Source organism: Sporosarcina aquimarina (assembly GCF_019748715.1).
Lineage (GTDB): Bacteria > Bacillota > Bacilli > Bacillales_A > Planococcaceae > Sporosarcina > Sporosarcina newyorkensis.
This window is the reverse complement of record NZ_JACLBZ010000033.1, coordinates 1-21,694: the sequence shown is the minus strand read 5'-3', so window position 1 is coordinate 21,694 and position 21,694 is coordinate 1. Positions and strand designations below refer to the sequence as shown.

Here is a 21,694-nt window from a genome sequence, read left to right as displayed (position 1 = left end):
CTTGCACTCACCGGGTAGTCGATTATAATTATAATGCTTTAGTAATAATGAAAGAGGTTGTGTAATGGAAAACAAACAATATGAGTACTTAGCGGATAATCCAAATGTGAAAGTATTGCCGCTCATGTTATCGCTAATTATTGGCGCTTTTTTTGCTATTTTGAACGAAACGTTATTGAATATTGCGCTCATTACACTAATGGATGAGTTTTCGATTAAGTTGGCAACAGTGCAATGGATGGCGACAGGCTTCCTGCTCGTCATGGCGATTGTCATCCCGATTTCTGCCCTGCTCTTGCAGTGGTTCACAACGCGTCAATTGTTTCTGGGAACAATGACAGTATTTACAATCGGCACGATCATCTGTGCAAGTGCCCCTAACTTCCCTGTACTATTAACAGGACGATTGATTCAAGCGGTCGGTACAGGACTATTAATGCCCATCATTTTCAATGTATTTTTATTGATTTACCCACCAGAACGCCGGGGAAAAATAATGGGGCTCATCGGACTTGTCATTATGTTTGCGCCTGCAATTGGACCTACATTATCAGGCGTGATTGTTGAATATTTAGGCTGGCGTTATTTGTTCATCATTGTCATTCCATTTGCATTATTTTCAATTGCCTTTGCGTATAGATATTTAATCAATGTCTCTGAAGTAACCAAGCCAAAAATTGATTTTACTTCGTTAATCCTTTCAACTATCGGATTTGGTTCAATAGTATATGGATTTAGTTCCGTTGGAGAGAGTGCGAATGGATTTCAAACTCCAAGTGTTTGGCTATTCATCGGGATTGGAGTCATCGGAATCTTCCTTTTTGCGTGGAGGCAATTAAAGCTAAAAGAGCCGATAATGGACTTGCGAGTATTTCGTTACCCAATGTTTACACATGCCGTGTTCATGTTTTTAATTATCATCATGGCTATGTTCGCGTCAGAAATTATTTTGCCAATTTATATGCAGGGTCCTCTTGCGCTTACAGCTGCGACGGCTGGATTGGTGCTTTTGCCAGGTAGTATTTTAAATGGGATTATGTCTCCATTCATGGGCTCTCTATTCGATAAATTTGGTCCTCGTGTGCTGATGATTCCAGCGACACTGGTATTGAGCGGTACGATGTTCATGATGAGCCAATTGACAGTAGATACCCCAGTATGGATAGTCGTCGTTGGCTATATCTTGATCATGCTATCGGTTTCCGCCATTATGATGCCTGCCGAAACGAATGGACTGAATCAATTGCCGAAGCGGCTTTATCCACACGGTACAGCTGTCATGTCGACACTACAGCCGGTTGCAGGAGCGATTGGCGTATCCGTCTTCATTAGTATAATGAATGCTCGCCAATTACATGTGTTGCAGCAGTCTGAAACACCGAAAGATCCTGCAACAATGAATCTTGCACTCGTAGCGGGCGTGGAATTGGTCTACTTTATTGCGTTTGCGATGTCGATCGTAGCACTGATTTTATCGTTTATTGTGTATCGCGCGACGCCAAGAGAGGATCAAGAGATTTCAAAACCATGACTACTTTGGTTATTTAGAGATTTGAAAGGATTTAAATAACCCAAAAGGAGTTTGAATATGTACAAGATACTTCTTATAATAACTGATTGATTTTCAATGATAGATACCGTTTATACTATCTCCTCCCTCTTTTCGCCTGTTCACTAGGTGAAGAGAGTTTTTTTATTGTCGCTTTTTTAGGACTACCTGTATTAATTACCTTTATATGAAACCTTAAGGACTATTTCTAAAAATGCTTCTTTTTACCAATATATAACCTGCTACAATAATATGGTAGATGACTCGTAAATGAAGGGGGCCCAATAATATGAATATGAAACGAAGTGTGATCGGCAGCATCTTGGCGGCAGTTCTCATCCTCGGTGCTTGTGGAAAAGCGCAAGAAAAGGAAGATGAAGTATCCGCTACTGAACTACCTGAAAATGAAACTGAAGTAAAAGGCAATCAAAATAATGATAGCGAAACAGCTGAAACAGAAAAAAACAAAGAATCTGATGAACGCGGTGACAGCGAATCCGCAGAAAACATAAATCCGTATCTGGAAGAAGAGACGGGCGGCGACGTAGAAATCGTTTACACGAATACCGATCCCAATCTGAAACACGCATATTCGGAAAAAGTGTCACTCGCCATTGAAGAGTACCAAATTGCCCATGTCACGAACATGAATGAATCGGCCAAGCATAATTTTGATGATGAAGACGAAGGATATGTTATTACATATAAACTAGGATTCGAAAACAATTTGGATGAAGATGTATTTTACAATGCAAGTACGATGATGCTTTCCGATGATGGTACTGAAAACTTATATATGCGAAGCAGCCTTGTGGATCGGGATGATTGGCTAAAAGGTAATGAAGATAATACCGTTCGTCAATACGCTCCTGGAAAATATACTGGAATGCAAGCGTACACCATGACAAAGGATCAGTATGAGCGCTTGGTAGCCCCAACGTTCACTGTTGATATTCCCTTGCTGGAAGATGATTTTGACAAGCGAATCGGCAAGGAAGCCATTTTTAAAATTCCATTCAACGAAGATGGAGCAGAAAAAGCATCGAAAAGTTCTGATCTTTACGCCGATAAAATGGTAACGGACACCATTGCAGATAAAGACTTGTTCTTCGCAAAGGAAGATATGAATGAAACACAGAAAATTGATAAAGTTACCATTACACTTGACGGCATACAATTTGCCAATATTAAGCCGACAACAGCTCATGCTGAGCGATTCCGCAATTTCGGCGATGGCCCGCTCGTTGCATTAACGGCAAAGTTCCAAGTGAAGAACGATAGCGGAGAAGCCATCACGAAATCATTGATTCAAAAACGGTTAATTTTAGACCAAAACCGAGGTACCATGTTATCAGAAGGTATGCTAGAACCTACTCTCTATGGTGACTTGCAGCCTGGTGAAAAGGAAGAAATTTTGGCCGTCTTCCTTTTCCGTAAAGACGAGTTCGATTTATTGAAGGAACTGAAGATTCAATTCGGTCCGTTATCTGACAGCAATGCCAAAAGGTTATTTAAAGAAAAGTCGGTCACATTCGACTTGCCTATGAAGTAATAAAAAAGCGATGTCCGATAGGTTTTGACCTATTGGATGTCGCTTTTTATTTCTTCTAATCGTCTTAAACTAGTTTAATGGTCGACCAGTTTTCTTCCATACTACGAGCTTCGATATACTGGGTTCACGGCTCTTTTAAATTCCTCTTGTAAACTTCATTCACGAACAGAACATCTTTCCATCTGTACATTGATAATTTTTTTGATGAGCACTGTAGATGACAGATACATTTCCTCTACATACACTAGTAGAAGATCGTCACTTTGCTGTTTCATCACAGTTTCATAAGTACCACTACCGCATAGCATGCAATTTATTTTGAACTGCTACAAATCCCTTTTCTCAAAAGATTACTCATTATTAAATATTACTGGCGCTATTTATTAGTAAATGAAATTTTCAAGCTTTCTTTTTCAACTCTGTAAATTTTACAAGAAATAGAATACAATGGATACATTGGTTATGTCCTAAAAGGGGGAGTAAGGATGATTCGGGCAATCCTAGTCGATGACGAACCATTAGCATTGCAGTTGTTTTCGCACAAGCTTCGTACTTTCGAAGATCTTGAGGTCATTAAAACATTCGCTAACCCGCTTCTTTTACTGGAAGGTCTGCAACAGCTCTCATTTAACGTTGCATTTTTAGACATTGAAATGCCAGGAATCAATGGAATTGATTTAGCTGAGCATATTTTATCTGTTCATCCATCTGTTTGCATCGTTTTCGTTTCTGCTTATAGAGATTATGCGATAGAGGCGTTTGAGTTGAATTCGATTGACTATATTTTAAAGCCTTTAACGGACGAAAGATTGCAAAAAACCATTTTGCGTTTACGACAGCATCTTCTGGCTACACCCGCTCAGCAGCCAGGTCTGGTTCCGTATGAAGAGTTGAAAATCCAATGTTTCGCTGAGTTTACAGTGTATTCTAATGGCCAGCCGGTGAAGTGGAAAACGGCTAAAGTAAAAGAGTTATTTGCTTTCTTTATCACACATCATCGTACATTTATCAACCGAGATGTTTTGATCGATATTCTCTGGCCGGATACGGAATATGACAAGGCTAAAATTCAATTGCATACTGCCCTTTCTCATCTGCGAAAAACACTTGCAACTATTGGACATCCAAAAGTCATCACTTTTGCCAATCAAAGTTATTGTTTGGACCTCTCAAATTTTCAGTGTGATGCAATCAATATCGAACATTTGCTCATTAAGCATTCTAAAATAACCCCCGATAATGTTCAGCTTTTTGAAGAAGCTATAAATCAGTACAAAGGCGATTATATGGAGCAGGAAGGCTACGAATGGTCGCATATTCATTCCATGAACATGCGTCAGTCGTTGTATCAGCTAATTGAACGCACTATTGATTACTATGACTTAATCGGAGAGGCAAAGAACAAACTATTCCATCTCACACGATTATTTCAGCTAGATCCATACTCAGAGCAAGTCTTGCAAAAGCTTCTAGAACACTATATACAGAGCGGGAATCGAACAGAAGCTATAAAAGTCTATCATGATTTTAAAGCACGTGTTATGGAGGAGCTGGGCATTTCGCCCAACCACTCCACAGATGCTTTGTATAAACAAGTTCTTTTTAGTGATCAATTGTAGAATGGGAGGAAACCGGCAGGAATTTCTCCCTATTTTTGTTTAGGCGTGGAAAATTGGACAATAGTGCCAACTTGCGGAGTACTCTCGATGGTCAAGCCCTGATTGCCCAACTGACGCAACCGTTTATTCGTATTTGGTAGACCGACCCCTTGTCTTTTATTACTAGAATCCTCGAAGATAGCCTCTATCTCCTCTTCCTTCATTCCAAGTCCGTTGTCAGAAATGGCAATATCCACGAAATCACCATTTTCCATAACTTCAATATGAACGGTACCGCCTTCCGGACGTTTCAATACGCCATGTTCTATTGCGTTTTCAACCAAGGTTTGAATCGACAACGGCGGAACTTGCGCCCCATATACTGAGTCGATATTCATTTCAACATTCAAACGTTCGCCAAAACGTTGCTGTTCAATGAAAATATAAGATTCAACGAGTGCTAATTCTTTTTCTAACGGAACTGTCTGCTCTAAATTTTGCGCCGTGAAACTCCCCTGTAAATAGTTTCCGAATTCTTCTAGTAGCTTGATCATTTTCTCTGGGTCAATTTCACTTAATGCACTTATCGTATTGAGTGTATTGAAAAGGAAATGCGGCTGGATTTGTGCTTGTAGCCAGGCCGCTTCCATTTGTACTCGTTCGGCTATTGTATTGTTCAACGTGGTAAGTGCTCGTACACGCGTCATCAGTTCCAGTTTTTCAACCGGTTTCCTGACGTAGTCATTTGCGCCAGCTTCAAATCCCATCTGAATGTCGATCAGCTGTGTTCGGGCGGTTAATAATAAAATAGGTAGTTCTGCTACTGAAAACCTTTCTCGTATACTACGCGTCAACTCGTAGCCCGACATATACGGCATCATGACATCCGATATGATGAGATCCCAATTGCCAGCATCCAACTGCCACAAAGCCTCTTTACCAGTCGTACAAGCAACGACCTCATATCCTTCCGCCACGAGCATTCGCTTGATAATCGTTAAGTTCATCGGATCATCGTCCACAACTAGTATTCGTTCGGCTGTGCTGTACAATGTTCTGTCCAAAAAGTCAGCATAGCCAGACGACTCCGCTTCAGCCAGTTCAATCAGCGGTATACTTTCGCCATCATCTTGTACAGCAGCAATAGGTAATGTAAAGGTGAAGGTAGAACCTCTTCCTTCTTCAGATTCTACTTGTATAGTCCCTCCATGCAACTCAATAAGTTGACGGCAAATGCTCAATCCAAGTCCAATTCCTCCACCACCTGTGAACATAATGCCTCGTTCGTCCTGTGTGTAAGGTGAAAATATCGTGTTTGCGATTTCTTGGTCTATACCAATACCCTCATCCTTGACATGAATCACTGCCATCTCTTGATATACTTCCGCCGAAATCCTGATACGGCCGTGATCAGTAAATTTCATTGCATTGTGTACTAAATTAAAAAGAACTTGAAATAAGCGATTTTCATCTGCTCTCACCAGTGGAAAGTTATCAGTAATTGTATGTTCTAATGTAATTGATTTTCCTTCCTTCATAAACTTCAACGTATCAAAGACATTGGTTATAACAGGCGCCAAACGAATTGCCTGCTGATCTAGACGAATTTTTTCTCCTTGCAACTGTTCTCTATCTAACAAATCATTCAAGATCATGGACATCCGACGACCCACCGACATAAGAGTTTCCAGATTCCGTTTCATGTCTTTTGTCATTGTGCCCTTGCCACTATCGTAAATTGTCTGTGAAATATTCAATATTCCATGGAGGGGGTTCCGCAGCTCATGAGAGGTGTTTGCCAAAAAGTTGTCTTTTTGCTGGATCTCTTTCTGCAAAGACATCGTCAATCTTTGGCTTTTTTTGGTTTCCATGAAAAATCTTTTAAACCCAAACAAACCAAATAGCAAAATGCCAATTAGCATATCAAACGGATAATACGGTAGATCAGGGGCAATTCGACTTTTATAGGAACCCCATATAAGACTAGATAATATGCTGACTACTGCGAGTATAAAGTATAAAAAATCATCTTTCTTAGGCAGTGTTGAACGATAAATTAGAACAGGTAGCGGTAGCGGAATCAGCATGATAAATGTGTAAACTATATACATATATATTTCTACAGGCAACAATGTAATAATGACAAAAAGAATATATAAAGTATTCACAAAACGAAAGTAATAGGTTGCCCACTTACCAAATGGTTTGCCTTCTGCCTTCACTAACGACTTGATGAAAAGTACTGAAAAGTAGGCACTGCTTGTGTATGCAAGATAAATAATTTTTTTCCACCAATCAAATGGGATGTGCGGGAAAAAATAAAGCAGCAACTTGTCATCATCTATAGTAATCGATAGACCCATTGATAAAAGAGCCAGAGCTAAGAATAACATTTCTTTCTTTCTGGAAAATAAAAGATAGGTCAGTAAAGAATAGATACTGTGCAGCAAAACTATAGCCGCTATAACGATTTGCCAAACATAGTCCTGAAACACAGACTGCTCCGTTGCTGACCATTCCCCCAGCCCCATTGGCTGGATTATGCCTCCTTTACGCATTGAGTGAAAGTTCGAGACATGAATAAGAATTTCTAATTCTTCTACGTGACCATTAAGCTGCAGTGTGCGCGGACGGTAATCCGGTACTTCCTCCTGCTTATTTATGGCGGTTCTTCCAAGAGTCGCTTCTTCTTTACCGTTTATAAAAAAACGGGAAGCCGACACGAGATCTTTTGTATAAAGTCGATAAGTGTCAGCTTCCTCTGCATCTAATTGAATCATTAAGCGATAGGTTCCATAGCCAAATGGGTCGTTATTATCTGAGAGGTGATTCTTCCAGTTACCTGGCACTTCAATTTCTATTGGTTGATTTTCCGGATGTTCGCCCGGCTCAAGAAACTCCTCTTTGTAAAACTCCCATTCCCCGTTCAATGGAAGCATTCCTTCAGAAAGAGCTGGAGTCCCTCTCAAATCCAATACTCCATTTTTTGCCTTCGGTGTATTTTCGCTATAATTCGACTCGATCCACACCAATCGGAAAGAAGTGAGAATCAGCAAGAGTGTTATAATGAATAAAAGTAATTTTTTTGGTTTCATAAAGAGTTATTTCGACATGATCTCGACTAATTCCTCTCTTTATATATTGAGGCGCCTCTTTCGGATGATATAAATAATACCCGATAAGGAAATAATCAGAAGTGCCACAAGTCCTCCAATCCACACGCCGGATAACTGTTCTTCCACCCGATCGCTCTTTACTTCTGAGCTAGGTGATTCTAATTGAATGGTGGATGCATTGGTATACATTTTACCATTTTCCGACTTAACGACCATCGTTGCAAACTCTTCCGTTGTGCTTAGAAATTCAATTACTTTCCGATCAATGGATGCTCCTCCATCGACATTTTCCCAAACCATCATTGTATGTTTCTTTTCACTCCATACGCTTGGTTGAATCCAATTGACTGTTTCGACGGTTTCAGGTAAAAAGCCAGCAGAAGCCAAATCGGGTTTCCCTTTTTCATGTGATACTAACAACTCCGAAACCTGTTTCTGAAGGGCCGGTTGAACATTTGGCCCCCCAATAAAAAGCAACTGATGTTTTTTTAGGCTATCTTCTGAAACTTCATCCGCAAGCACTAGCTGCCAATTCATGGAACGTGTATTGACGAGAAGTTTTTCGTATAAATACAGCAATTCATTGTCATCAACGCTCTCAGATGAAGGTAAAACAATTAATATATCTTCTCCTTGATCAACGAATGGGAATGGAAATTCCGCTATCGAATGCTTTTTCTGTTTCTCCGCCTTCGGAAGTATGAAGAAACTGTCTTCTTCAATATAGAGCCAACGACTTTGATCCGTCGTGATACAAGGATTCCTTGTCAATAAACCACTCGTAGTGAATTGTAGACTGATTGTCCGGTTGTCTTTAAGCGTATTGTGGTCAATCGGTAGTTGGACCGTATATACTCCATTACGCTCCTCTTTTAACTGTTGAATATTAATGGAGTGCGGCACTTTGTTGATCCATGCAATTAATTCAATATCTCCCTCAAGCAATTCCTCTGTTGCTATCTCCTCCTTCTTATCAGGAGCAAGGGCCGTATGTTTTAAGTGTAACTCCAATATCGGTGACTGTTCTTTATCCAACGTATATGGCAGATGGTAAAAAAATTGCTGACTTTCCCGGTTCAGACTGTCCAGTGTCATATTGGATAGACCAAAATGTTTTAAAGAGACAATCTGCGTATCCTGGGCTACTGGTAACGTTGGGATTGTAGATAATACTAATTGTTCTCCGGATAATTGTTCTATTAAACGAGGTTCAGTTAGAATAGATACTCTATTCTCCAGTTCTTCTGGAGAATTAGCGATCGCAAAAAGTGCATTCACTTCATGCTTTCCATCTGTTAAGATCTCAAATGAAAACGTAGTTGCATCATCCGTTAGCGGGAACTTTGTCTGTTGGAACAAATCCTTCATAAAGGAGCTTATAAATTCATCTTCACTTCCTAAAAACAAGACATTATTCGTTATTTTCCTGACTTCAGACTCTCTCAATATGCGAACTGATTTATCTTCATTTCCTACTTTCGATAAAAAAGCTCCTACCTTCAAACCACTATTAAGAGTAGCCGTTGAGGCATTCTCAGGAAGGATAATGGTAATTGGATTTTTTTCCGATCCAGTAAAGGCATCGGGATAATTCTTTAATGAACGTTTCTCCAATAATTCTCGCTCCAGATTAAAATATGAATCGATATGGATGGTCATCCAGTTTCCTGTAGTTCCCTGTTCTACACATATTCCTTCTTTAACCACTCCGTAATAAGAAACAGTCACTTCATGAAAACCTTTTTTTAATGCCTCTTCCTCTAAAGGTATGACGAGTTTTTTTGTCATTTTTTCACCTGTCAACGATTTAGAAAGCAATGTTTTCCCATCTATACGCACAGAGACAGAGGAAGGTGCAATCAGCAACTCTGAATGGCTCAAATTCAAAACAAGTGCCTGGTCAGTCCTCTTTTGATCTTCCTGAAGTTCGTAATAGAAGGATGTTTCCTGTTCTGGGCCAATAAGTTCAATTGGCTGATTGGTGATTGGCTGGTTATTTGATGTATTTTTATTCGTATCCAGCTCGATTTCCGTTACATGAAGCTGTCTGGTTATTTGTGCATCCGCACTTAAGGTCTGCCATCCCATGATTCCCAATAATGTAAAAGCTGTTATGAAAAGGCTTCTCATTTAGTTTCCCTCCACTTTCTTTTCTGAAAAGCGTTCCGTTTTATACCAAGTTACCTCTTGCCCTAATAACACTCGTTTGATCTCTAAAAATAGTGAATACATGACAAGGAGAATCCACATTTGTGAATACGTAAAATACATGAGAAGAATATATAGAAAATTTTTGCGAGTCATCTCTGTTCGTTCAATACTTAGCGCAATCGCAACTTCCGCCACAAACAACAGGAAAGCTAAACCCCAAAGAATCAATGCTACATTGCCGATCTGCAAATGAAGATCGTAAAACAAGTTCACAACGAAAAGCATGTTTGAGATGATTACACCAAAGAAAAATAGAAAATAGGTAAAAAAGAAGTAAAACAAATCAAAGATAATCCGCTTTCGCTTCAATTTAAAAAACTGAGTCAGAAACTTAATGACTACATATTGATTGCCACGTGCCCATCTCGTTCGTTGTTTCCACCAAACGCCAAGTGTCTCGGGTTCCTGTTCCCACGTAATCGCTGCTGGAAAGAACCTGATATAGTAACCTAGATCATAGACTCGGACTGTTAATTCCGTATCTTCGGCAAGAGCTTTCACATCCCAGCCGCCAAGCTGTTCCATGATATGCCTATGAATCGCAAAATTAGTTCCCGGGATCGTCGCAACTTTGAACCAATTCCAGCGTCCTGCTTGTGCCATCCACTGAAAACAGATTGTCTCGATATTGATAAAGCGGGTCAACCATGTGCGTTCCGCATTACTGACGCGAAACTTACCGACCATCGCGCCTGCAAGCGGATCGTTAAGAAGCCCCATCACCAAGTGCCAAACCGCCATTCGTTCAGGTGTGTTGTCTGCATCATATACGACAATGATTTCTCCATCCGATTGGGCAAGTGCTTCATTTAACGCTGAGGACTTTCCAATCCCACGATTAGGTGTAGATGTTTCAATCACTCGAATAAAAGGGTGTTTTTCAGCAAACCCTTGTGCAATTTCTCCCGTTTGATCTGATGAATTGTCATTAATTACGATAATGTCCAGCTTATCTTTTGGGTAGTGAAGGCGTGCCATCGCTTTCAATGTTTGGCTGATAACCATTTCTTCATTATGTGCGGGTATGAACACGCTAACGGTCGGTAAATGGTCCATCTTTCTCTCCCACTTGGTAATCACCCGTTCGTACGTCTTAAAATGCCGATACCCCCCCTGCATTAAAAACATGTGGTACAGCAACATGAGCCAAATCAAACTGAGTGCGCTGTAAAATAATATATTAGCCACTATTCGGTCTCTCCTTAAACAAACGTTTTTTCAAGCGAAAACGTAGATTCACTACATAGGTAAAAAAGACGGTGAGAAACCCTGTCACAATGAAAACTATTAGCCAAAGCATGGATTGAAACGGATTTTCTTTAACATTTTCAAACAACTGACCAAATTCCGTAATCGTTGATTGCACTTCTATACCTTTTGCATTTTGTATAATAGTCACACGTTCACTTGTAACGTGTTGATTCGTAGTGGAATAGTCTAGCCACTCCATATTGGGCACCGATTCCATTAACCGAATGACTTCAGCCAGATACTCCACTCCCAAGTATGGGTGATAAAATCCACCGATCACAGAACCCGGAACCTCCTGCAGTTTGGTTACCGAATTCTCCATTTCTTGAAATGGATCAGGAAGTGCAGGGTCGATGTATCCTATCGTTTCTGGATATAGTGTCATACCCGATAAAATAGCGGGTTTTGATATAAATAAAGGGGCATCCATAACACTCCAATTTAAGTCGCTCAATTGAATCTGCCCAAAGAGAGATGAATAGTAGTCAGATGTCACTTCGTATCCGTTTGAGCTCATCGTGTAGTGGGGTGCTTCAAACGCAATGGGATAGAGCCCTAATTCTGTTAAATCTTCAATTGACTTGGTATGCTTACGTTGCACATACTTTGTTTCAACTTCCAGTAATTCACTTTGATACTCCTGATAATCCCTGTCGGATGAAAATGCATCACGTGAGAGAATAGGCGTGGGTAACTCGTCAGTCTTTTCGGTTGTGATCGGCTGGTTCAGTTGCACATCCCAAAACTCAAATCCCTCTCCCGTCTCATCAAAACGGTAAGAATGCGTATAACCATCCCTCCCTTAGACTGCAAGTCAAGCAAAACCTCCACTAATTCTTTATTGGATGAAAGCGGCATTTGTTCTCCCGTCTCACTGTTGACGTATACTGGAATAACAGCCATAAAAAACGGGATATTGCGGTCGGCTAAATAATTCCCCGTTTCCCGAACAAGCTTGGGATCCGAAAATGGCGAAATATCTTCCAAACGAATATATGCAGGGTGCGGGACAGACGTTGGCACATCCAAAAGCACATATAGCGAGCGAGAAAGAGCAAGTTTCTCTTCCGTTCCAAAAGCAGTCGTAGCCACGTATGCTGTATTTCCGCTTTTGATAATTAGCGGAAGGTTTTTGTCTACTGTTCTACCCTCCGATAAAATTTCGCAATCCCCAGGAGGAATTGCATGGACCACGGACTTAATCTCCTTCAATGAATGTCCGTCAACGCTCCGTATGGAGTCCTCTCCCAAAAAGCCCCATTCCCCAAATCGTTCCAATTGATCTGCGTTCCATCCAAAGACAAGAAGTTGACCAGGAAACATCTCCATTTCCTTTAAAGCAACTTCCGGCAACCTTCCTTCCTCATCTCCTACGAAAACCAGGTGGTTATATGCCTGCAATGAATTGGGCATAACGTCTTTCACTGAATATAGATCGATTGCTTCCGAGAACCCCGCCAATGTTGCTTCTATGAAATAGACATGCTCGTTGAGTTCACCATCCGCCGTCATATAAATAAGCGCAATATCATTCTTTTCTTCCTCACTAGTTGCAGCTGTATAGAAAGGGGAAAAAATGTACGCGGAGAATAGGATCAATACTTGGACCAACAGTTTATAATTCACGCGCAACCATCTCACTTTCCATTTGTGAAATGAAGTCCTCGCAATCCAGTAATTCCGTTTGTTTTCCGTAAACGCTATAGGCCGTACGGAATGCCAATGTCACAAACTTTTGATTCAATAGTTGATGATCTTTTAGCGACTGTGCCAATTTGTCATAAACTACCTCAATTGACGTATCATCCGTTTGTGTTAGTAAAAGGGCGAGTCGATCAGCGGAATAGCGAAACTTACGATCGGTTATTCGGACTGCTTGCCGCACTTTATTGGCAATCGACGAGAGAAGATGAAGTCTCTCCTCCTCTCCATACAGCTTTTGAAAATCTTTATAGTACTCCATTTGAATCAACACAAGGGTAAAACTACCGCCATAACGTTGAACTCGCTTCATTTCCAACTCCAGTTCCAACATCAGTCGATTCCTGTTATCAAAGCCGGTAGACGCATCTACGGCAACCAACTGATTGATCTCTTCTTGCAGCTTTCGGTTCAAACGGCCTTGATTGACGATAGATTCCTGCAGTTTTCCAGCCGTCAGAACTGCAAACAATAAAACAAATCCATACACCAGTAAAAGCGGCAATGGTAGAATCAAGGCGGCAGTCGAACTGAATGAAAGAAAAAGCAAGAACGAACCGACCAGAAATATAATGCCCAAACTACAAAGCAGCCCAACCAGCGACCCTGCCAATAAGGTCAGCACGGTCAACAATGACAACAGAACCGCGAGCAATATACCCTGTGTATGTTGTTGAATCAAAACGAATACTGCACCTTGCAAGCAAATTACTAATAAAGAAATGAACATCAGTGTTTTCGTTTCTACATTAAAAAATGGTTTCATCGATTCCTTTCCTTTCGGCAAGTAGTGCCAATAAGTTGTCAAACGTATGGGTATCTTCGGAATAAACATCGGTGTATCCCCCATAGTAAGGCAATCCTTCATCCAACTGCTGCATTTCTTTCATAGAATGATATAGTTGTCTTGCAAAATCATGCTCTCCCAACTCCAAGCACATAAGGATGGCAAGTGCATAAACAGCAGCTGCTTCGAATGCGACGACTGGCTCCCCACTGTTCAAACTATATCGACCATATAATTTTCCTTCCTTGGCGAACGCTGATTTAGCAAATTTCAGAAGAGGCTCCACATCCCCATTCCATTGGGCACGATGATAGCCAACGTAAAACTGGTCAATTAAATTGACTTCCGTATCAAATGAGAATTTATCGGACAGCGTATTATAGGATTTTGGGTAAAAACCGCGAGAACTTGCCGGAGCACCAACAAGCAATTGCTTTGTTTGGCTCTTCCATTCTTCCGGCAATGACTGCATCTGCTCAAAACCATCTGGAATGATATAGCTGAGGGTGATCGTATCCCCTTGGTACTTACTCTCCAAGTCAATATGATCTACAAACCACCTATTACGGGTCTGGTAACGAAGAAGAGAAGCTTCCATATTCTCAGCTAGTTTCGTATAAACAGGATGATTCCACTTCTCACCCGCTCTGTACAATGCCGCCATAATTCGTAAGTCATCAATAAACGCGTTGGCTGGCGCTTTTTCATTACCACGCAACTCCCAAGCAACTAGATAGTGTTTCGTTAAAAAGTACTTTTTAAGTGTATCTACTGTATCGCGGAACTGTGCATTATCGTTTTTCTCTAACAAATAGTCCATCAAAAGACCAACTGTTTCTGACAAATAGATATCCTTCTGATCCAGTAAGTCGGTCTGTATGCGCCCATCTCCTTTTACTAAATACTTTTGGATAAATTGTTCAGCTGCTAAATTTTCTTTAGGTTTACTACTGTCCCTGCTCTCTACTGGAATCCATACACCATAGATCCCCAGGGATGCTACAATTATTATGATGAATAGTGTTCTTTTCTTCATATGCCATATCCTTTTCTTACTCATTTATGAGGTATACAATTTAAATGATGAACCTGATTGTTGTTTCGCCAAAAACATCGCTGAATCTGCGTACTCTAACAGCATGGATATGTCCGAGCTATGAGCCGGATAAACACTTGCGCCGATACTGAGATGAACTTGAATATTTCCCTTTTTTGTTTGAAACGGTTCGTCGCATACTGCTTGAACGGCTTCAATCTGGTCAGTACAGTCATCCAGATAATCTAGCAAGATAATAAACTCATCCCCACTAAAATGAAAAATCCTGTCTTGCATGAAGGAAAGTTCCTTAAAACGATGAGCCAACCCTTTTAACACCTCATCCCCCGTCATATGTCCGTACGTATCGTTGATATGTTTAAACTGGTCTAGATCTACATAAAGAATAGCGAGTTTGGTTTTTAATTGATCCGCCTTCTGCAAATAAGAAGCAATGGTTAAATAGAAAGACCTCCTGTTAGGTAAATTGGTCAGGTCATGGCGGCATGCAATTTGTCTCCATGTGTCTCTTTCATCTCTCGAGGTTATATCGTTAAAAATAATTAAAATACCTGTAATGGTGTCTGCACCTTCAGTGAACGGAATAACAGTTGCTTGCAACCATAAAAATTCCTCACTTTTTGCCTGTAAAATTAATAACCCATTCCATTGACCTTCATGGCTGGCTCTGTCCAACAATTCATTCCACGCAGCTTTTGTTGGAAGGTCCGATTCTAATACTTGGAAGTCAGATAGATGGAGCTCTGACGGTTCATATCCAAATATGTTCTGGAAGTTTTCATTTAGTTCTAAAATAGTCCCTTCCGAATCTGCCATAGCTAAGATAAAAGACGAATTCAACCTTTCTTTTATCATATTTATAAATTTTTTATTACTTACTTGAGAATTTTTAATAGGAAAAGGGCTAGGCATTTATTATTCCTCCTTCACTTAGTATCAATGTCATGTATTGGTATAAATAGTATATGAGATTGTTCTTACAAAACTCTTAAACTTATAAGTCTAATAAATCATTCCTTTCGCATAAATATCCTGCATATAGTGTTGATATTTGGTAATTATAAAAATTTGCCAAAAAAAGCAGCAGAAGAATATAGAAATATTCCTCGCTGCTTTCATTCAATATTTAAAATGCGCTATTCTTCAGTAATTCCTTATGCGTGCCTTTTTCTACGTATCATCCAAAAGCCAGCAAGTATCAACACAAAGCCTGCAGCTAGTGAAACAATTGGATATGCCTCGCCTGTTTGTGGAAGATTCTTTCCTCCCGCCACCTTAGCAACTTCGTTTTTGTCTGAAATGTTAGCAGAACCAATGTCAGACGGCTTTTTCGTATTGTCCGGCTTGTTCAAATTACCTGAGTTGCCTGGCGTGCTAGGCTTACTCGCGTTGTTTGAATCATCTGGTTTGCCCGGTATTCCTGGTTCATCCGGGTTGCTCGGATCTTCTGGATTACCTGGGGTGCCGGGATTATCAGACTCTTCTGAATGCATTCCGTTGGTTCGCTGTTTGCCGATTCATCAAACGAATAGTACTTTGCAACTTTATTTATATAAAATAATAAATAACAAATTTAATACGGCGATGTGCCGATTAGTTCTACTTGCACAATCAGCCGGTCGGACGGTTGCCAGCTTCAAGCAGTGTACACGTGACGAGTATTAGCTGCGGTGTTTCTTTGTCTTCAAGTACTGAAACATCCGTCTTGATAATACCGCGAGTTCCGTTTAATAGAGAACTATTTTTTTCATTGGGAATTGTGGATGCTTTTACACTTTTTTGCTGAGCCGGAAACGACATGCCACCCATTTCGCCCAACTGATCGAAAGCGGCAAGAAGTTCCTGTTGCTGTCGGTCATATGTGATTTTTTCGTAAAATGGATAGCCAATTAGTAGCAATCCAGCAATGACAAGTATCCACCCTAGCGAATTACGCACGATACCATCCACTCTCCAATAAAAGTTCAGTACTAATCTATTGTAGAAATCAGCTCTTACAAAACTCTTAAAGAAAAAAACTAAGAAAAAAAGACTGAAACCAAATGAAAATCGGTCTTAGTCTCCTATTTTTTTGCAGAACTAGTATAGTAATTAGTAACTTAACACTCTCTTATCTTTAGTCTCCAACAACAAGAACGTATGTTATCTTTGTCTTAATTAAACTAGAGTCTATTAAGTGAGCTCCTTTTCATACGATAAAATCAGTTTGAGTATAAACACCATACTTTACATGATTGCTACTGCCTGTAATATCCTCTTACCCGTCTATTCATCAGCCCCACTAGTTAAAGTGAGATTTTAAAAAACATAGCATCACTAGCCTTATAGTATTCATTCCTCTTGATCTAAAAACTCGACCTTCAACCGTTCACCATACGCTTTCTCACTTTCTCCATCCTGCTTCGGAATCTTCTCCATCACAAGTGGCGTCAATTTCTCCCACAGCACATCCATCACATAAAAGTCCCGATCGAATTGGTAATCTAGTTGGTAAAGCGTCAAACCGAGCGCTTCCGCATAGTTCTTCTTCTCCTTACTGCGAACATTGGCTACATTTTTTTTAATGAATTCCGTCACTTCCTCCTCTGCTACACGAATTCCATATTCCTCTTTCGCAACACGAAGCGCATCCACGTATCGACCTGTCTCTTTCTCTGCCATCGCCCGCATGAACTCTGTTGAATGTTCCTGCTTCGTTAAATTATTTTCCACACGTATACGGAATTCCGCCTTCTTCACAGAAAGCAGCTCTTCCATCCCATCTTCAATATGCCCCAAATGAATCCGTTCCAACTCCTCTGTAATTTCCGGCATCTCCTTCAGCACGTCTTCAACTGCCACGTTCATCTGCGCATAATCGTGCACTGTAAGTTCCGGCTTCGGCTCATTCTGCTCCGAACTAGCCGACTGCTTGATCAGCACACTTGCGGCGATCACTAACCCAAAGCAAATCATCGTCAGTGTAAAGCGATTATTTCCTGTCATTGTCATGGCCCCTTTATGCTATAAGTCCATCCAGTATGCCATAACCCAACTGTTTTTTTTGTTGAAAACACTGACTATCGAGAAAAAACGTTCTTTACGTTTCGACAGACACTCCCCCCAAAACACAAAAAGCCCAAGAACACGGAATAACCGCTTTCTTGGACTCTCGACTAATTAACGAACTGCTTTTGTTTTCTCTACCATAAAAGTCACGATGACAAATAGCGCAAAGCTGACGAGCAGAACTGTTCCACCGACAATATAGAAAATCAGCGAAAATGTCTCATTAATATTAAACGGCTGCATGAATTGCAACCACATACCGGCAGTCAATCCAATCGCCCCGACGATTCCTGTCCAACCTTGGACTGTCAGAAGCTTCTTTGCACGCACTCGGTAAATTTTGTAGAATACGCCCCATGAAAATACGGACAGCCAACCCACTAACAAAATATGCGCATGAATTGGACGAAATGCATACGAACCAGCCCCCGCCATATGAGAACCAAGCACCGTACCAATTAAACCAAAAATTGCAGCAACGCGTATCAAACGTAAACTCCATTTATCTTGCATTTTATATTTCCTCCCATCGTCTTTCTATTATCTTTATACTACCTGAGCAAGATGAACGGAAGATGAACAACTGATTACAGTTTTGGCAAATGCACAATAAATGTCGTACCAGCCTCAAGTTCACTAATCACTTCTATCCTGCCGTCATGAAGGCGCACTACTTGTTCTACAATTGAGAGACCTAGACCAGTTCCCTCAACTTCGCGCGTTCGGGAGTGATCTGCCCGATAAAAGCGATCAAATACGCGTGCTTTCGTATCCTCCGACATACCGACTCCTGAATCCTCAATAGAAAAATATACTTCATTCTCTCGTTCTGTCAGCTGAATATCAATTGTTCCTCCGTCAGGTGTGTATTTCAACGCATTCGACAATAAATTCTCCCATACTTTCTCTAGGAAAGCTGGATCCCCTTCATATGTCACTTCATCAATCTCCAGCATAAGCGACATCTCTTTCTCCTGCAAAAGCCATTGTGATTTGCGTACCGTCTCCTTCACTTGCTGATCGACACGGAACACTCTCTTCTGTAATGGGGAAACTAGCTGATCAAGTGAAGTCAATAGAAGCAACTGTTTCGTCAGCGTCGATAAGCGCTCTGTCTCCGATTGGATAATGTTTGCATAATGCTTGCGTTCATTCGCAGGTAAATTTTCATCTGACAGCAAGTCTGCATAGCCTTTAATATTTAATAAAGGGGACTGAAAATCATGCGACACATCACTAATGAAAGCCTTTCGTATCTGATCGTTCTCACTCAATCGATTGATCATTTGTTGAAAGCTTTTCGCCAATTGACCAATCTCATCTTTTCGGTCAATTGCCATATCGCCGCTGAATTGCTCTTCTCCAACCCGTTTTGTTGCTCTTGTCAGCACGACAATTGGCTCAATCAGCTTTCTCGCAACAACGAGCATAGCCAGTAAACTGATAATGGCCATAACAATTACCATGCCGCCTAATAAGTAATGAATTTCGGTGAATAGCATTTTAATATCAGGACGCAAAAATAGCGCATATGTATCGCCTTCACGGCTAAAGGGCACTCCGACTGTATTCGCAGATTCATTCGAAAAATACCCCGTCACAAATGTTTCTGCCTTTAAATCCCGCATACCATGGTACACTTGTCCGTTCCTTACCTGTTCAATTGCCTCTATCTCCAAATTATTTACCCGGAACGCTTCACCGTACAAAGTAGGGGTGTTGTCAGGCGAAATAATCATTAGCTTGTAACCTGCTGCGGCAAGCATGTCAAAATAAGCCGTCAAATCAAGTCCGTTTTCCTCTTCAATAAACGATGCGATCTGCTCGGCAACAGCAACATTCTTCGTATCATTCTGTTCTTTCAAATAGCGATGATAATACGTATTAACCGCTAAAAACGCGACCAACGCACTCGTCAGCATAATTCCGACCGTCATCACAAGAAATTTTCCATAGAGCGACTTCATTCTGAAACCTCTAGCTTATACCCTACACCACGCACAGTCACAATTTTCACTTGTTCTGTCAGCTTTCCAAGCTTGTCTCGCAAGCGCTTAATATGAACGCTTAACGTCTGTTCATCACCCTCATAATCAAATCCCCATACACGCTCCACCAATACTTCGCGTGTAAATACTTGATTGCGCCGGGATGCCAGCACCGACAGTAACTCAAACTCCTTCAGAGGCAATAATAAAGACTTCTTTCCAAGCACTACTTCATAACTTTGACGATTGATCAGCAAAGGACCGATTTGAATCATTCGATCAACCGCTTTATCATAGCGCCGCAAAATTGCATGAATACGAAACAACAATTCCTTTGGCTCGAATGGTTTTACAAGATAATCATCGGAACCTGCCAAAAAACCACGCTCCTTATCCTCCAACTCACCTTTCGCCGTCAGGAGCAATACTGGGATTTCCGTATCCTCTCTCAGCCTCTTCGTCAACGTATAGCCATCCATCCCCGGCATCATGACATCCACTACCGCCAAGTCCGGCCACTCCTCTGTAACCAACTCTAAGGCTTGTTGTCCATTCATCGCCTTCACCACGATATATCCCGCCTGTCTCAAATGAATGCTTACCAGCTCTAGGATATGTATATCATCATCGACCACTAAAATCTTCATCTGAAACGCCCTCTCCTTTTCCATTCAGCATTCAACAATCCCGATAGTAAAATAATAACCGCCGTCAAATAAAACCATAACACAAGCATAATGATACCTGCCAATTGACCATACAATCTAGAATAATCCACCCTGGATACATAATCACCAAACAGCAAAGAAACCAACTGCCACCCGAAAGCTGAAAAAACAGCACCTGGCAGCGCCTCTTTCCATTTCATTTTACCCGTCGGAACAAGTTGATAAAATAACAAGAAAAATAGCAGCAAAAAAATTGTTCCGAGTCCCCACTTAATATTCGGCCAAATATATAGCCAGCCCTGCCAATCTTCTAACACGTCATAATACGCAATCACCGTATGCAGCAACTTCTCCAGTAACGGCAAAAATAAGGACAACGGCACGACCAACATAAAAAGAACCGTCACACCTATATTCCGTATTAAACTAATCCAGAAGAGCTGCCGTGGCCTTTTTTCGTTCGTTAGATCCAATGACCGGGCAAATGACTGAACCGCAATAGATGATGTCCATAGTGCAGCCAGCACACTTAATAGAAGTAGCTTCCCATGGCTTTTATAAATCATCGACTGGACACTTTGCTCGATTAGTTGAAATGACTCCTCAGGAACAAAGGGTCGTAGCAACGCCAATATACTTGCCTCTTGAACCGGCAAAAATTGAACTAGAGATAACACGACCAGTAAAAAAGGCAAAACGGATAACAGCAAGTAATATGCATTCTGTGCAGCTTGATCAAAAAAGCGTTCTTTAAAAAAGCGCTGTACGATAGTAATGATCATAACACTCTCCCCTTACTACCAATATACCCTAATGAAGCCCTCTCAATTAATATAAATTAAATATTATTGGTCTCATTTCGATGGGCTCTATTGGTTATCTTATGAGACAGTCATTTGATTATTCATTATGCGAATTAATGAAAACACAGAAAAGCCGTTTGCTATGAGGACCATAGTGAATGGCTTTGTATACGTAGCAACGTCCGGCCGTCTTGGGGGAAGACTCGACTACCTCACCGGGCATTACTGCGTTGAGACTCTGGAAGGGGTGATGAGCGCAACTGACACATCTTCTTCCTAATTTTTACTGTATCCATTAACAGCCTTTTTACTAATTTATTTTAATTATATAAAAACACAAAAAAGCCACTCACTATGATGACCAT

Annotated in this window: 16 protein-coding genes and 1 pseudogene; 3 read left to right on the top strand and 14 right to left on the bottom strand. The window is 40.8% G+C overall.

Annotated elements, in window-relative coordinates; genetic code table 11:
* Nucleotides 1–64 precede the first annotated feature (64 nt).
* From H7J92_RS14625 to H7J92_RS14615, 3 genes are all read left to right on the top strand, one after another.
* Nucleotides 65–1,531 (top strand): MDR family MFS transporter, encoded by a 1,467-nt coding sequence (locus H7J92_RS14625; protein ID WP_078817665.1) that lies wholly within the window; start codon nucleotides 65–67, stop codon nucleotides 1,529–1,531.
* A 307-nt stretch (nucleotides 1,532–1,838) separates the two neighbouring features.
* The gene (locus H7J92_RS14620; RefSeq protein ID WP_078817666.1) at nucleotides 1,839–3,101 is read left to right on the top strand and encodes a DUF5068 domain-containing protein; all 1,263 of its coding nucleotides are present in this window, start codon (nucleotides 1,839–1,841) and stop codon (nucleotides 3,099–3,101) included.
* 485 nt (nucleotides 3,102–3,586) lie between these two features.
* The gene (locus H7J92_RS14615; protein ID WP_221837637.1) at nucleotides 3,587–4,720 is read left to right on the top strand and encodes a response regulator; all 1,134 of its coding nucleotides are present in this window, start codon (nucleotides 3,587–3,589) and stop codon (nucleotides 4,718–4,720) included.
* Nucleotides 4,721–4,749: 29 nt separating this feature from the next.
* Here the strand turns inward: H7J92_RS14615 and H7J92_RS14610 are convergent, their stop codons facing one another.
* From H7J92_RS14610 to H7J92_RS14540, 14 genes and pseudogenes are all read right to left on the bottom strand, one after another.
* On the bottom strand, nucleotides 4,750–7,794 hold the full coding sequence (locus H7J92_RS14610; protein ID WP_078817668.1) for an ATP-binding protein: 3,045 nt from the start codon (nucleotides 7,792–7,794) through the stop codon (nucleotides 4,750–4,752).
* 39 nt (nucleotides 7,795–7,833) lie between these two features.
* A complete protein-coding gene (locus H7J92_RS14605; RefSeq protein WP_221837634.1) occupies nucleotides 7,834–9,945 on the bottom strand; it encodes a cellulose biosynthesis cyclic di-GMP-binding regulatory protein BcsB in 2,112 nt (703 codons plus the stop codon).
* Nucleotides 9,946–11,214: a glycosyltransferase family 2 protein gene (locus H7J92_RS14600; protein ID WP_221837631.1), complete on the bottom strand. Its 1,269-nt coding sequence runs from the start codon at nucleotides 11,212–11,214 to the stop codon at nucleotides 9,946–9,948.
* Nucleotides 11,207–12,600, bottom strand: a pseudogene (locus tag H7J92_RS17725) (DUF2334 domain-containing protein). The gene H7J92_RS14600 and the pseudogene H7J92_RS17725 overlap by 8 nt, the downstream one beginning before the upstream one ends.
* A gap of 292 nt (nucleotides 12,601–12,892) precedes the next feature.
* Nucleotides 12,893–13,744: a diguanylate cyclase domain-containing protein gene (locus H7J92_RS14585; RefSeq protein ID WP_221837625.1), complete on the bottom strand. Its 852-nt coding sequence runs from the start codon at nucleotides 13,742–13,744 to the stop codon at nucleotides 12,893–12,895.
* Nucleotides 13,728–14,801, bottom strand: coding sequence for a glycosyl hydrolase family 8 (locus H7J92_RS14580; RefSeq protein WP_221837622.1), 1,074 nt, complete (start codon nucleotides 14,799–14,801; stop codon nucleotides 13,728–13,730). The genes H7J92_RS14585 and H7J92_RS14580 overlap by 17 nt, the downstream gene beginning before the upstream one ends.
* A 24-nt stretch (nucleotides 14,802–14,825) precedes the next feature.
* Entirely contained in the window at nucleotides 14,826–15,734 is a 909-nt protein-coding gene (locus tag H7J92_RS14575; protein WP_078817673.1) for a sensor domain-containing diguanylate cyclase, read from the bottom strand.
* Between the two features lie 242 nt (nucleotides 15,735–15,976).
* Complete coding sequence (locus H7J92_RS14570) at nucleotides 15,977–16,315, bottom strand: LPXTG cell wall anchor domain-containing protein (RefSeq protein ID WP_221837619.1); 339 nt, start codon at nucleotides 16,313–16,315, stop codon at nucleotides 15,977–15,979.
* Nucleotides 16,316–16,433: 118 nt separating this feature from the next.
* Nucleotides 16,434–16,760 (bottom strand): hypothetical protein, encoded by a 327-nt coding sequence (locus tag H7J92_RS14565; protein WP_139365980.1) that lies wholly within the window; start codon nucleotides 16,758–16,760, stop codon nucleotides 16,434–16,436.
* Between the two features lie 393 nt (nucleotides 16,761–17,153).
* Nucleotides 17,154–17,807, bottom strand: coding sequence for a hypothetical protein (locus tag H7J92_RS14560; RefSeq protein ID WP_078817676.1), 654 nt, complete (start codon nucleotides 17,805–17,807; stop codon nucleotides 17,154–17,156).
* A 174-nt stretch (nucleotides 17,808–17,981) separates the two neighbouring features.
* Entirely contained in the window at nucleotides 17,982–18,383 is a 402-nt protein-coding gene (locus tag H7J92_RS14555) for a hypothetical protein (RefSeq protein WP_078817677.1), read from the bottom strand.
* A 74-nt stretch (nucleotides 18,384–18,457) separates the two neighbouring features.
* A complete protein-coding gene (locus tag H7J92_RS14550) occupies nucleotides 18,458–19,837 on the bottom strand; it encodes a sensor histidine kinase (RefSeq protein ID WP_078817678.1) in 1,380 nt (459 codons plus the stop codon).
* Entirely contained in the window at nucleotides 19,834–20,505 is a 672-nt protein-coding gene (locus H7J92_RS14545) for a response regulator transcription factor (protein WP_078817679.1), read from the bottom strand. The genes H7J92_RS14550 and H7J92_RS14545 overlap by 4 nt, the downstream gene beginning before the upstream one ends.
* Nucleotides 20,502–21,308, bottom strand: coding sequence for a YihY/virulence factor BrkB family protein (locus tag H7J92_RS14540; protein WP_221837617.1), 807 nt, complete (start codon nucleotides 21,306–21,308; stop codon nucleotides 20,502–20,504). Before H7J92_RS14540 ends, H7J92_RS14545 begins: the two co-directional genes overlap by 4 nt.
* Nucleotides 21,309–21,694 lie beyond the last annotated feature (386 nt).